At 70.8% G+C, this 12116-nt stretch carries 13 protein-coding genes; 6 read left to right on the forward strand and 7 right to left on the reverse strand.

Annotated features, from left to right (window positions below; genetic code table 11):
- Positions 1-97 precede the first annotated feature (97 nt).
- Together OG432_RS32225 and OG432_RS32230 are read right to left on the reverse strand one after the other, a co-directional pair.
- Positions 98-1825 carry a TIGR03767 family metallophosphoesterase gene (locus tag OG432_RS32225; RefSeq protein WP_328314483.1) on the reverse strand — a complete coding sequence of 576 codons (1728 nt, stop codon included), beginning with the start codon at positions 1823-1825 and terminating at the stop codon, positions 98-100.
- 336 nt (positions 1826-2161) lie between these two features.
- Positions 2162-2554, reverse strand: a complete 393-nt coding sequence (locus OG432_RS32230) for an SH3 domain-containing protein (protein ID WP_328314484.1) — start codon at positions 2552-2554, stop codon at positions 2162-2164.
- Positions 2555-2805: 251 nt separating this feature from the next.
- Here OG432_RS32230 and OG432_RS32235 point away from each other — a divergent pair, with 251 nt between their 5' ends.
- Positions 2806-3462, forward strand: coding sequence for a peptidylprolyl isomerase (locus tag OG432_RS32235; RefSeq protein WP_328314485.1), 657 nt, complete (start codon positions 2806-2808; stop codon positions 3460-3462).
- A gap of 151 nt (positions 3463-3613) precedes the next feature.
- Here the strand turns inward: OG432_RS32235 and OG432_RS32240 are convergent, their stop codons facing one another.
- Together OG432_RS32240 and OG432_RS32245 are read right to left on the reverse strand one after the other, a co-directional pair.
- Positions 3614-4726, reverse strand: a complete 1113-nt coding sequence (locus tag OG432_RS32240; protein ID WP_328314486.1) for an alpha/beta hydrolase — start codon at positions 4724-4726, stop codon at positions 3614-3616.
- Positions 4727-4928: 202 nt separating this feature from the next.
- Complete coding sequence (locus OG432_RS32245; RefSeq protein WP_328314487.1) at positions 4929-5366, reverse strand: DUF4345 domain-containing protein; 438 nt, start codon at positions 5364-5366, stop codon at positions 4929-4931.
- An 86-nt stretch (positions 5367-5452) separates the two neighbouring features.
- Between OG432_RS32245 and OG432_RS32250 the strand changes: the two genes are divergently transcribed.
- Positions 5453-6061, forward strand: coding sequence for a TetR/AcrR family transcriptional regulator (locus OG432_RS32250; protein ID WP_328314488.1), 609 nt, complete (start codon positions 5453-5455; stop codon positions 6059-6061).
- A 107-nt stretch (positions 6062-6168) separates the two neighbouring features.
- Here the strand turns inward: OG432_RS32250 and OG432_RS32255 are convergent, their stop codons facing one another.
- Together OG432_RS32255 and OG432_RS32260 are read right to left on the reverse strand one after the other, a co-directional pair.
- Positions 6169-8052 carry an ABC transporter ATP-binding protein gene (locus OG432_RS32255; protein ID WP_328314489.1) on the reverse strand — a complete coding sequence of 628 codons (1884 nt, stop codon included), beginning with the start codon at positions 8050-8052 and terminating at the stop codon, positions 6169-6171.
- 117 nt (positions 8053-8169) lie between these two features.
- Positions 8170-8418, reverse strand: a complete 249-nt coding sequence (locus OG432_RS32260) for a chaplin (protein WP_443058621.1) — start codon at positions 8416-8418, stop codon at positions 8170-8172.
- A gap of 301 nt (positions 8419-8719) precedes the next feature.
- Between OG432_RS32260 and OG432_RS32265 the strand changes: the two genes are divergently transcribed.
- The 3 genes from OG432_RS32265 (at position 8720) to OG432_RS32275 (ending at position 10492) form a co-directional block, all read left to right on the forward strand.
- Positions 8720-9361 carry a hypothetical protein gene (locus OG432_RS32265; protein WP_328314491.1) on the forward strand — a complete coding sequence of 214 codons (642 nt, stop codon included), beginning with the start codon at positions 8720-8722 and terminating at the stop codon, positions 9359-9361.
- On the forward strand, positions 9358-10092 hold the full coding sequence (locus OG432_RS32270; protein WP_328314492.1) for a hypothetical protein: 735 nt from the start codon (positions 9358-9360) through the stop codon (positions 10090-10092). Before OG432_RS32265 ends, OG432_RS32270 begins: the two co-directional genes overlap by 4 nt.
- Positions 10093-10204: 112 nt before the next feature.
- Positions 10205-10492, forward strand: coding sequence for a hypothetical protein (locus tag OG432_RS32275; protein WP_328314493.1), 288 nt, complete (start codon positions 10205-10207; stop codon positions 10490-10492).
- Position 10493: 1 nt separating this feature from the next.
- Here the strand turns inward: OG432_RS32275 and OG432_RS32280 are convergent, their stop codons facing one another.
- A complete protein-coding gene (locus tag OG432_RS32280) occupies positions 10494-10988 on the reverse strand; it encodes an NUDIX hydrolase (RefSeq protein ID WP_328314494.1) in 495 nt (164 codons plus the stop codon).
- A gap of 181 nt (positions 10989-11169) precedes the next feature.
- Here OG432_RS32280 and OG432_RS32285 point away from each other — a divergent pair, with 181 nt between their 5' ends.
- The gene (locus OG432_RS32285) at positions 11170-11514 is read left to right on the forward strand and encodes a hypothetical protein (protein ID WP_328314495.1); all 345 of its coding nucleotides are present in this window, start codon (positions 11170-11172) and stop codon (positions 11512-11514) included.
- The last annotated feature ends 602 nt before the right edge of the window (positions 11515-12116 follow it).

Below are 12116 nucleotides of genomic sequence, written 5' to 3' on the forward strand. Positions count from 1 at the left end.
ACAGTCCCCGACACGCCGCCGACACCACGGCTACGACGCCGGGACGGCCTCAAGTCGGCGCCACGGTCGGTGCTCGCTGGGCCCGCGAGGTGAGCGGCTACTTGGCCGGGTGGGCCAGGAGCAGCTCGGTGTTGTGGTCGATGGAGGAACCGAGCCTGGCGGTCGGCGTGCCATAGGGGTCGTTGTACGACAACTCGCGGTACAGGGCGGCGAGTCCGCGGTCGGAGGTGTCGCCGAAGTCCGTCGTGTAGGGCGCGGCCGACTCGATGAGCGTGGTGAACAAGGAGAGCGTCCCGTCCCCGTTGTCCGCGATCTCGATGATCCGGGCGTGCTGCGGATAGTCGACGTGCGACGCGGTGTTGATCTCCCAGAAGGCGCGCTCGGGGACCGCGTGGCCGTGCGGGGTGATCCGGTTCTCGTGGGTGTGGCCGTTCACCCAGGCCACCACGTTCGGGTAGCGCTGGAGCAGCGAGACCAGAGCGTTGCCGTCGTGGCGCCCCTCGAAGGGGTGGTACGGGTCGGGCAGCAGGTTGCCCATGGTGGTGCTCGTGTGGTGGCTGAACACCACGATGAGCGAGTCGTTCGAACCGCCGCGCACCACATGCCCGTCGGTGTCGTACCAGTGGCCGCTGTGCGACTTCAGGACCGCTTCGAGCCAGGCGAGCTGAGCGGTGCCGAGTGAACCGTCCGCGAATCCGGCCCGGTTGGTGGTGTCCAGGCTGATGCCCAGCACCCCGTTCGCGAGCGGGAAGGTGTAGTACAGATGGCCGCTGTGGGCCGCGTCGGACGTGAAGCCGTGGCCGACCGGGCCGGCGCCGGCGTACGCCGGGTCCAGGTGCGCCTTGGCGAACTCGGCCGGGGTGAAGGGGCGACGGCGCTCGTCCGGGGTCACCTTGCGGATGGCCCCGCCCTTGCCGAGCAACGTGCCGAGCAGGATCACCGCCTGGGCCGGGTCGTGGCGCAGGGCGGTAGCGAGCTTCGCCGCGGTGGCGTCGTCGCAGCCCTCGATCTTTCGGTCGCCGGTGTACAGATCGTTCAGCAGGCCGAGGTCGGGCAGGCTGCCCTCGATGCTGTCGTCGTGGTTGCCGACGGTCGTGTACCAGGGCACGTCGAGGCCGGGTGCGTCGAAGGCGCGGGTCGCGCCGGAGAGGAAGCCGGGTATCTGCGGGAGCCCCTTGGCCTTGTAGGTGTCCTGGAAGGACAGCTCGGGGTTCCAGTAGGAGGCGCTCCCGGAGTTCTGCACGCCTTCGTACCGGGCGGTGTCACCGCTGCTCGGGGTGACGCGGCCGCCGCTCATGACGCTCAAGTACCAGTCGAGCTCGATGAGTTCGTGGTTGTCGGTGTTGTCACCGGTGGCCATGACCGTGCTGAACGGCAGCCCGGTGTACGGTCCCTGGCGCACCGAGTTGACCCGCTCGACGAGCGAGGACGCGCCGCGCACCGTGAGGGCTTCCTGAGGGCGGTAGGCGCTGTCGTTGTACTGGGCCAGATACTCGAACCGGACCGGCGACTCGGTGTCCGCCAGGTGCAGGTCGGTGAACTGCACGAAGGAGGCGAGCCCGGTGCGCCGGTCGTCCCGGCCCGCGACGGCGCCGGCGAGCTCGCCGCGGACCACGAGCGGCCAGCCGGGGCCGGCCACCAGGCGCTTGTACGCGCCGGTTCCGACGGGTGCCGCGGCCTGTTCCAGCGTGGTTCCACCGATGCGTACGGCCCGCGCGGCGGTCACCGCCAGGGCCCGGTCCTGCGCCGTCGCCGACCACAGCGCGGCCCCCGCGGCCGCGGCGGACATCCTGGTGACGAACTGACGCCGGCTCATTCCGCGCATGTGGGATCCCCCTGGTGACGCTGACGGTCGATGGCGCGGCAGCCTTCGGAAGCGGCCGCGCGGGCACACACTACTGATGGGTAGCCGTATGTACAGGTGCCGGGGGGAAACTTGGGGGAAACAAAAAGCGGAAGGCTCCGCCGCGGGTGAATCGCGAGGCGCCCGGTGCGCCGCCGACGGGCGTCACGGGCTCACGGCCGCCCGGCGGCCGGTGGTGGCGTGCGGGTGGCCATGTCGACGGCCACTGGTCGGGCGGCTGTGCGGATGGCGCGGGGTGATACGGGTGCGACACGTCAACGGCCGCTGGCCGAGCGGCCGTTGACGCCTCGATTCACTTCACTTGCAGTACGGAACGGCCGCCAGGTTCTGCACGTAGCGTGCGGCGATCCAGCCGGACTTGCCCGCTCCGAGCCGGTACCAGAGCTTGTTGCCGTCCACGTTCTGGCCGGTCTTCTTGCACTGGAGTGCGGTGACCGTTCCATTGGGCAGCAGGGTGAGCCGCTTGGAGGTGGTGTTCGCTTCCTGGTGGACCCACAGGCCGCCGTTGGCGACGATCTTGCCCTTGGGCTCGGCCGCCGCCGGTGCGGCGCCCGCCGTCTGGACGGCAGGCGTGCCGTCGGCCGTCGGCGTCGCCGCCGACGCCCCGCCCGCTGCGAACAGGACCCCCGACCCCGCGAGTGCTGCGACGGCGCCCGCGACGACGGCCCTGCGCATGCCGGATACGTACATGCTGTTCCCCTTTTCTTCCCTTTGGGTGGTGCGCCCTGTAGGACAGCGGATCGTGCCGATCCGTTCCATCCGCAGTGAAGAACTTCCTTAGTGTGTAGGGCAGTTGATGTGACCAATGCCGGTGCGGTTGGTGGCGCCGGGCTGGTGGCGCCTGGGGCGCGGGATCACGCGTGAGGCGGCATGGCGCGCGGGCCGCCAAGAAGGAATGATGCGGCCATGTCACGCTCATTCCTTCGGAAGGATGCCGTCAAATGCTCCGCAGAAAAGGCGCGTTGCTCGCCGCTGTCGTCCTGATCCCGCTCGCCACGGCAACACAGGCCGGCGCGGCCACCGCGCCCGCACCGGCCGCCGGCTGCGCCTACACTCCGGCGGTCCCCGCCGACAACTACAAGGGGATTCCGAAGTTCGACCCGGTCAAGGCGGCCCGGCCCTTCAAGGCGACGCTGCGCACCGGCCAGGGCGCCGTCACCTTCAAGGCGCTGACCGACAAGGCGCCCTGCACGACCAACTCCTTCCGGTTCCTCGCCGAGAAGGACTACTTCAACGGCACGCACTGCCACCGGCTCACCACCGCGCGGCTGTACGTGCTGCAGTGCGGCGACCCGACCGGCACGGGCAGCGGTGGGCCCGGATACTCCTTCCCGGACGAGAACCTGACGGGGGCCACCTATCCGGCCGGAACGGTGGCTATGGCCAACGCCGGCCCCGACACCAACGGCAGTCAGTTCTTCTTCGTGTGGAAGGACACCAAACTGTCGCCCGCCTACACCCCGTTCGGGACGGTCACGGCGGGGCTCGATGTCCTGCAGAAGATCGCGGCCGGCGGCGAGGACGACCAGAACGGGCCGGGTGACGGCTTCCCCACGCTGCCCGTGAACATCAAGCGCGTCCAGATCAAGAAGGCGTGATCAGACAGGCGTGATCAGACAGGTGTGATCGAGCAGGTGTGAGCACGGGGGCGTGATCGGGAGGACGTCACCGTGCGGCCCGCGCCGTTCGTTCGGCTCGTGGGGCCCGCGCCGTTCGTTCGGCACGTTCGGCACGTTCGGCACGATCGGCTCACTCGGCGGAGAGGTGCGTGCTGAGCCACTGCAGGGACGGCGGGATCTCCCGGAGCCACGTGTTGAAGTTGTGGCCGCCGGACGCGAGCGTGATCGACGAGACGCGCGCGGGCTCCTTGACCTTGGCGATGAACTTCTGGGTGGCCCGGAAGTTGCTCTCGCCCTGGTGGGACGTGGTGACCAGGAAGGACGAGTTGCCCTGCGGCAGATGGTCGAGGCTCCACAGGAGGTCGGAACGGTTCTGCTCGTGCTTGTTGCCGTGGAACAGGTCCCCGGAGTCCATGTCCACGTCCGGCGCGTAGTCCGCGGACAGGCCGACGCCCGCCGCGTAGGCCTCCGGGTGTTGCAGGGCGATCTTCAGCGCGCAGTAGCCGCCCGTGGAGTCACCGATGAAGCCCCAGTTGCGCGGCTTCGTACCGACGCGGTACGTGCCGGAGATCGCCTTGCGCAGATCATCGGCGAAGAACGTCTCCGTCTGCGGGCCGCCCGGGATGTCGATGCACTGGGTGTTGCGCGGCGGGGCGACGGTGGGCCGCATCATCACCAGGATCATCGGCTGCGTCTTCTTCTGCTTGGACAGGGTCCACGCCGTCTTCGGGTAGTGCAGCCCCTTGATGAGGTTCTCGGCGGTGCCGGGGAAGCCGGTCAGCACGACGGTGACCGGGAAGCTCTTCGTCTCGTAGCCCTGCTGGAAATACTCCGGCGGCAGGTAGACATAAGCGGGCGTGACGATTCTGGAGCGCTGCCCCTGCACCGACACCCGCTGCACCTCGCCGCCGATGCTCGGCTTGCCGGCGCCCGGCACGTCGACCTTCTGCTTTCCGTCCACCGTGATCCCCGGGTTCGCGGCCGCCTGCGCGCCGAGAACCCCCACGCCGTCCTGCCGGCCGAACAGGTCGGCCCACGAGCCGTAGAAGAGGAACGTCTTGTTGGCCGCGAGGCCCACGGAGGAGAAGAGCAGGAGCTGGACGGCGCACATCAGGCCCACCCGCCCCACCACCGGCCGCCAGCCCCGCCCCGAGAGCCGTGGCCACTGCCATACGACGAGGAGGGACAGCAGGACCGTGGCGAGCACGGCCGTTGCCAGAGCGGTGGTACTGGTCAGCCCCATGGGATCAAGACACTCTCTGGAAAAGGTCGTCCCGGACGCGCGCCCGGTGGCGCCGCCCAGGTGCACCGCCTCGCGATGCGCACCGGACTAGACCGTGATCCGACCGGATTCGTTCCCTAGTGATCGACTACCTTTCGGCAACCTTTCGATCACGTACGGAATCCGGCGGATCGCGGTGCTCGCGCGGTGGGGGAGCCGGCCCTCAGGGTGTCGCGCGCGTCGCTGCGAGCGCCGCCTCCTCGGCCCGCCGGCGGCGTGCCGCCGTGTCCCGCTCGTCGGCGGGCGCCAGCCAGAAGTAGAGCGGCGGCAGGGCGAGTTCGATGCCCATCAGGACGAGCTGGAACCAGTCGGGACGGCCGAGCGCGGCCCAGGACAGCAGCCTGGCGGCGCCGCCGAGGAAGAAGATCCCGGCGAGCAGACGCACCGCGTTGGAGGGGATCGGTGACTGCCGTGCGACCCAGATCCACGCCACTCCGTACCCGAGGAAGATCGCCCCGAAGAACCGCATGAGGCTGTCCACGGTGGGGCCGGGCGAGCCGGCGCCGGGCACCGAATCCATTCCGACGACCAGATGCGTCGCGCCGATCGCCACATCGGCGATGCCCATCGCCCAGGAAAGCCACGTGAGGAGCTTCGCCATGGTGGAGTCCCTTCGCCTTAGTAGGCATGTGTCTACTAAGGCGACCATAGGATCGCTGGTAGACACACGTCAAGTAACCTGGCTCGGTGACCACGCGCCGCAGGCTGACCCCCGACGAGCGCCGCGCACAGCTGCTCGACGTCGGAGCCCATCTGTTCGCGGCGAAGCCGTACCACGACGTCCTGATGGAGGATGTCGCCCAACGGGCCGGTATTTCCCGGGCGTTGCTCTACCGCTACTTCCCCAACAAGGGCGCCCTGTTCGCCGCGATCTTCCAGCAGGCCTCCCACCGACTGCTCGACGGCACGCGCATCGACCCGGCCGGCCCGCTCATCGAGCAGCTGTCCGCCGGGCTCGACCTGCACTTCGACTACTTCGCGGCGAACAAGAACACCGTGCTCGCCGCCAACCGGGTGCTCGCGGGCGACCCGGTGATCCAGGCGATCATCACCGACGAACTCGCCGAGTTGAGCCGCCGCGTGCTCGACGCGACCGGGCTCGACGGCGCGGCCAGGGACCTGGTCTCGGCCGCGCTGACGAGCTGGCTGGTCTTCGTGCGGGCGCTGTGCGTGGAATGGCTCACGAGCGGGCCCTTCACCCGGGCCGAACTGCACGACATGTCCATCGGCGCCCTGCGCGGTGCGCTGGGTGCCGTCACCGACGTCGACCGGCTCCTGGGCGCCCCGGGCGGCTGAGCACCACGGGCACTCCGGGCGAGGTGCCCGGACCGGGCAGCCCGGGGGGCCGGCTCCCCCCCCCGGCTACCGCGGTCCGGGTCAGCCCAGGGCGGACCGCGGTCCGGTCAGCCCAGGGCGGGCGCGCCGCCGGGGCGCTCGAACTGGGTGCGGTACAACTCCTCGTACCGTCCGCCGAGTTCGAGCAGTGCGTCGTGGGTCCCGCTCTCCACGATCCGGCCGTCCTCGACGACCAGGATGTGATCGGCGGAGCGCACCGTGGAGAGGCGGTGGGCGATGACCACCGCCGTCCGCCCCTCCAGCGCTTCGCCGAGCGCCTCCTGCACCGCGGCCTCGGACGTGTTGTCGAGGTGGGCCGTGGCCTCGTCGAGGATGACGACACGCTGGCGGGCCAGCAGCAGCCGCGCGATCGTCAGGCGCTGGCGCTCGCCGCCGGAGAGCCGGTAACCGCGCTCGCCCACCACGGTGTCCAGGCCGTCGGGCAGCGAGGCGACCAGGTCGTCCAGACGGGCGCGGCGCAGCGCGTCCCACAGGTCGTCCTCGGCCGCGTCCGGCCGGGCGAGCAGCAGGTTGGCGCGCACCGACTCGTGGAAGAGATGGCCGTCCTGGGTGACCATGCCGATGGTGTCCCGGATCGAGTCCGCGGTCAGGTCCCGCACGTCGATGCCGCCGAGCCGCACCGTGCCCTCGTCGGCGTCGTACAGCCGCGGCAGCAGTTGGGCGACCGTCGACTTGCCCGCGCCGGACGATCCGACCAGGGCCACCATCTGGCCGGGTTCGGCCCTGAACGAGACGCCGTGCAGGACCTCGGTGCCGCCCCTGGTGTCGAGGCTGGACACCTCTTCAAGGGAGGCCAGGGAGACCTTGTCCGCGGAGGGATAGCCGAAGCGCACCTGGTGGAACTCCACGGACACGGGACCCGGCGGGACCGCACGGGCGCCGGGCTTCTCCGCGATGAGCGGCTTCAGGTCGAGCACCTCGAAGACCCGCTCGAAGCTGACCAGCGCGCTCATCACCTCCACGCGGGCACCGGCCAGCGACGTGAGCGGCGCGTAGAGGCGGGTCAGGAGCAGGGCCAGCGAGACGACCGCGCCCGCTTCGAGGGTGCCGTGCAGCGCGTAGTAGCCGCCGAGCCCGTAGACGAGGGCGAGTGCGAGGGCCGACACCAGGGTCAGCGCGGTGATGAACGCCGACTGTGCCATCGCCGTACGCACCCCGATGTCGCGCACCCGGCGGGCCCGCGCGGCGAACTCGGCGGATTCGTCGGCGGGGCGCCCGAACAATTTGATCAAGGTCGCGCCCGGCGCCGAGAACCGCTCGGTCATCCGGGTGCCCATCGCGGCGTTGTGCTCCGCGGCCTCTCGCTGGAGGCGCGCCATACGGGTGCCCATCCGGCGGGCGGGCAGCACGAACACGGGCAGCAGCACCAGCGCGAGCAGCGTGATCTGCCAGGAGATGCCGAGCATCACCGCGAGCGTGAGCAGCAGGGTCACCAGGTTGCTGACCACGCCGGACAAGGTGTTGCTGAACGCCCGTTGCGCGCCGATGACGTCGTTGTTGAGGCGGCTGACCAGCGCGCCGGTGCGGGTCCGCGTGAAGAACGCCACCGGCATCCGCTGCACATGGTCGAAGACGGCGGTACGCAGATCGAGGATCAGTCCCTCACCCAGCGTCGACGACAGCCACCTGCTCACGATGCCGAGCGCCGCCTCCGCTACGGCGATCACCGCGATGAACAGGGCGAGGTGGGTGACGGTCCCGCTCTCCTTCCCGCCGACGATCGCGTCGACGACCCTCCCGGCCAGCAGCGGGGTGGCCACCGCGAGCAGAGCCGTGGCGACGCTCACGACCAGGAAAAGGGCGATGCGTCGCCGGTGCGGGGCGGCGAACGCGGCGATGCGGCGCAAGGTGGCCCGGTTGAAGGGACGCTTGTCCTGCTGCGCGTTCATGACGTTGTGGAGCTGTGTCCACGCGGTGGCTTCCATACTCATGCGAGGAACGTACGACCTCGACATGGCTTGAGGTCAACGCGTGTGCGGGTGCACATCGCGCGACAGCGCCCCGGAACCTGAACGCGGTTCCGGGGCGGAGTGACGCGGTGTGACCGGTCAGTCGTTCTTGCAGGTGTTGCCGGCCGACGGGTTGAGCAGCCCGATGAGGTCGATGGTGTTGCCGCACACGGGGAGCTGAACACCGATGGGGACCTGGATGACGTCGCCGGACAGCACGCCGGGGGAGTTCTCCGCCGTGCCCGTGACGGGCGGCACCGGGTCGGCAGCGGCGGCGGCGCCGGCCGCGCCCATCACGGCGGTGGCGGCCAGGAACGTTGCGGCGAGTGCGGTACGGATACGCACGATTTCCTCCTGTTTGTGGGGAATGCTTATGAACAGACTCTCCGGGGTCGGGCCCCGGCGAAAGCCGCGTGACCCGTTGGGGTGAGAGGTGGGGGAGGGAACCATGTGTTACCGGCACGTAGGTTGATCGCTCAACCTGAGCACGCATCAGGTGTGTGCGGGCCATCCCGGGCACCCCCGCAAGGGCGTTGGCCGCCCCCACGTGAAGTCACTTGGCCCGTACCGGGTTTATTCGGCCGCGTCGCGCTCACTCGTACAGAGCGCCCCTGGAACGGGGGCGGTTCAGCGAGCGGGAAGGCAGGCCATGTCCAGTGGTGTCGTCATCATCCTGATAGCGGTCGCGGTGATCGTTGTCGCGGCGGTGGTCCTCGGCATGTTCGTCGCACGCCGCGGCAACGGGCTGCGCCGTCGGTTCGGACCCGAGTACGAACGGACGGTCGCCCAGCACCATGGCGACGTCAAGGCGGCGGAGAAGGACCTCGACGAGCGGGTGCGCCGCTACGGCAGCCTCAAGGTCGAGCCCCCGACGGCAGAGGCGCGCAGCCGGTACGCCGCCGAATGGGCACGTGTCCAGGAGGAGTTCGTGGATTCCCCGGCGCGGGCGGTCGCCGACGCCGAGGCGCTGCTCGGCCGGCTGGCGCAGGAACGCGGCTTCCCGGACGGAGCATCCGGGGAACAGCTCGCCGCACTCTCGGTGCACCACCCCGACCACCTCGACGGCTACCGCAGGATTCAGGGCGTGGCCCAGAACCCCGACGGGCGCCGCCGCAGCACGGAAGAACTGCGCGAGGCCCTTGTGCAGGCCCATGAGTTCTTCGCCGTCCTCGCCGGTGAACGCCGTGGGCACAAGGCCGGGGCCCTCGCGCCCCGGAACAACCGGCATGCGTCGCACACGTCCCGCGACGACCTGAACCACCGAGACACCGCCCGAGGGAGCCAGTCATGACCCACGCCGAGCAGCCCATACCCGACCGGCCCGCGACGGAGCGGCCCACGCCCGAGCGGCCCGTGTCGCAGAGCCCCGCGTCCGCCGGCCGGCCCGTCGAGCAGAGCGGCCCCGATCAGGGCGTGGGTGAGCGCCCCGCACGGCAGCCGTCCCTCGACGAGCGCCCCGCCGAGGTGCGACCCGCCGACGTGCGTTCTGCCGGCGGCGCCCCGGGCGTCACCGACCCGGCCGTACCGGGGCGCGCCGCGCAGGAGCGCGTCGTACCCGAGCGGGCCGCCGCCGGATCGCCCGTAGCCGGATCGACCGTGGCCGGGCACTCCCTCGACGGCCCCGGCGTCACCGAAGGCGACGTGCCCGGACGGGACGCACGGGGATCCGATGCGCTGCCCGGTGCCGGATCCCATGACCCGGCCGCCACCCTGGACGAGGCCGGGCAGCAGGGCGACGCCGTGCAGCGCGACGAGGCCGTGGTGCGGTCCGACGCACGAGACAAGCTTCAGCTCAGGCTCCAGCACGCGGTCGGCGGGTTCGTGGACGAGCCGCGCGCGGCCGTCGAGGAAGCCGCGTCGGCCGTCGACGACCTCGCCGAGCACATCATCGAAACGCTCGGGCACCGCCGTGGCGCGCTCCGGGCGTCCTGGCAGGACACGACCGGCGGGGCGGCCACCGAGGACCTGCGCATGGCCCTGCGCGAGTACCGCCGGCTCGCGGAGCGCCTGCTCAGCCTGTAGGCCCGGCGCTCATCGCATCGCGTGCGGCGCCCCGGCCGGATCCGCCCGGCAGGGCGCCGCGCACCCGTCACGAACCGAGGCTCAACCCTCCTGACACCGCAAGGAGTTGGACATGTCCAGACGCTATGGAGGAAACCCGGCGGCGACCGGCATCCTCATCATCGTGGACCTCATGGCGCTGATCCTGATCCTCTGGATCGCCTTCTTCCTGGTCAACGCCAACACGGCCAACGACGTCGTGTCCTGGGTACGCAATGCCGCGGACTGGCTCTCGGGCTGGTCGCGGGACATGTTCCACATCAAGTCCGACACCTGGCGCACGGTGGTCAACTACGGTCTGCCGGCGGTCGTCTACCTGCTGGTCGGCCACGCCGTCGCCGGCCGCGTCAGCCGGGCCTGACTCATCGCTGACGGGCCAGGTAACGGGCATAGGCGTCCCGGCTGTCCGAGACGAACGTCCAGCTCGTCATGGCCCGCTCCAGCTCGTCACCGGTCAGCCACCCGTGCCAGGCGACTTCGGTGGCGTCCGGTGCCAGGTCGCCCTCCTCCATCACGGCCTCGTGCACCGCGAACCAGTACGGGCTGAGCTCGCCCTGGCACAGGAACCTGAACAGCGGACGGACCTCCGCCTCGACGCCCAGCTCCTCGTGGAGTTCCCTGCGCGCCGCGTCCTCGTAGGACTCGGCCACGCCTACGGCTCCGGCCACCAGCCAGCTGTACTGGCCCGGGAACCGTGAGCTGGTGTCGGGGCGCCGGTGCACGAGATAGCGGCCCTCCGCATCGCGGCACAGCACCATCGCCATCCGGTACAGCCACCCCTCCCGCACGGCCTGGCCGCGCTCGACCACGCCGATGACGCGGTCCTGCTCATCCACACGTTCCACTCGCTCGCCCATGGCTCGATCGTCCACGATCACGCCTGTCAAGTGTGAGGCGGCCCCCGTGAACGTCACCACCGGGGCGCGGTGTGCCCGGCTCACTCGTTCGGCAAGGCCCAGTGGCCCTCGGACCCGGGGTGCCGAACAGTGGATCAAGAGTGGGGGTCACCCGGAGCCGACCATTGATGAGGAGCGCGTCATGCGCCGTTGTGCCATTGTTGCCGCGATCGTCCTGTGCGGTGCTCTCACCGCAGGGGCCACCGCACCTGCCTTCGCCGCCCCGCCGGCGCCCGCCGTGCCGGCCCCGGGGACGGCGCCGGGGGCCGATGAAAAGACCTGGCTCGCCGACCTCAAGAAGGAGATCGACAAGCTGATCGCGGATGAGAAGAAGGACGCGGCGGCCGACGTCGCCGACGCGAAGGCCGATGTGGCCAAGGAACTCAAGGAGATCGCCGACCTGGTCAAGCGCGAGAAGGCGCAGGTGAAGCCCGCGTCCACCGCGCCTTCGGCCCCGGCCTCCAAGCCCATGCCGCCGATCGGCTGATCCGCACGGCCGACCGCCCGTGTGCGGCGCGGCGCCCCGGGTCCCGGCGAGGCACGGACCGCCGGGGCGCCGGGGCCCGCTCGCGCGCTGAGCGGGGACGGGCAGGGGCCGCACGGGTCCGGTGGCCGACGGCACGGCGGCCTTCCGTGCGACCCGCGCTGATGTGCGGACCGTGCGCATGCGACTCGTTGGGGTGGTCCAGCGTGCCCGAGAGCGCTCCCGGCGCGTTGGTCACCGCATGACCGTATTTCCTGAGTTGCGGTGTGCGGACGCCGCGCTTCGCCTCACGGCTCCGCGAACGGGCGTCCCGTTCACGGGCGTTGGGGCCCGGCCGCACCGGCGACCGCCACGCGAGGCGGCCCCATGGCCGCGGCACACACAGGAGTCGGCGAGCCGTGGGGGAGCCGGCCCCGGCGCCGACGTGCTGAACCGATCCTCCGTCGGGCGCCCTCGGGAGTACCCGTCCGTACGGGCCCACCCGGCCCGTCACCCCTGCTCGGCCGGCCCCGAGACGCTCCGGACCACCGGCCCCGCAGGCCGGGCCCGCGGGCGGATCCGACCCTCTGCGGCCTGCAGCTCGCCCGTGTTCCCCGACAGTGTGT

This window comes from Streptomyces sp. NBC_00442 (genome assembly GCF_036014195.1).
Lineage (GTDB): Bacteria > Actinomycetota > Actinomycetes > Streptomycetales > Streptomycetaceae > Streptomyces.

What these genes read in the sequence shown, in the direction of transcription:
- OG432_RS32270 (WP_328314492.1), top strand. Translation starts at nt 9,358, where the DNA reads ATGACCCACGCCGAGCAGCCCATACCCGACCGGCCCGCGACGGAGCGG.
- OG432_RS32230 (WP_328314484.1), bottom strand. Translation starts at nt 2,554, where the DNA reads ATGTACGTATCCGGCATGCGCAGGGCCGTCGTCGCGGGCGCCGTCGCA.
- OG432_RS32275 (WP_328314493.1), top strand. Translation starts at nt 10,205, where the DNA reads ATGTCCAGACGCTATGGAGGAAACCCGGCGGCGACCGGCATCCTCATC.
- OG432_RS32280 (WP_328314494.1), bottom strand. Translation starts at nt 10,988, where the DNA reads ATGGGCGAGCGAGTGGAACGTGTGGATGAGCAGGACCGCGTCATCGGC.
- OG432_RS32240 (WP_328314486.1), bottom strand. Translation starts at nt 4,726, where the DNA reads ATGGGGCTGACCAGTACCACCGCTCTGGCAACGGCCGTGCTCGCCACG.
- OG432_RS32245 (WP_328314487.1), bottom strand. Translation starts at nt 5,366, where the DNA reads ATGGCGAAGCTCCTCACGTGGCTTTCCTGGGCGATGGGCATCGCCGAT.
- OG432_RS32285 (WP_328314495.1), top strand. Translation starts at nt 11,170, where the DNA reads ATGCGCCGTTGTGCCATTGTTGCCGCGATCGTCCTGTGCGGTGCTCTC.
- OG432_RS32235 (WP_328314485.1), top strand. Translation starts at nt 2,806, where the DNA reads ATGCTCCGCAGAAAAGGCGCGTTGCTCGCCGCTGTCGTCCTGATCCCG.
- OG432_RS32255 (WP_328314489.1), bottom strand. Translation starts at nt 8,052, where the DNA reads ATGAGTATGGAAGCCACCGCGTGGACACAGCTCCACAACGTCATGAAC.
- OG432_RS32225 (WP_328314483.1), bottom strand. Translation starts at nt 1,825, where the DNA reads ATGCGCGGAATGAGCCGGCGTCAGTTCGTCACCAGGATGTCCGCCGCG.
- OG432_RS32265 (WP_328314491.1), top strand. Translation starts at nt 8,720, where the DNA reads ATGTCCAGTGGTGTCGTCATCATCCTGATAGCGGTCGCGGTGATCGTT.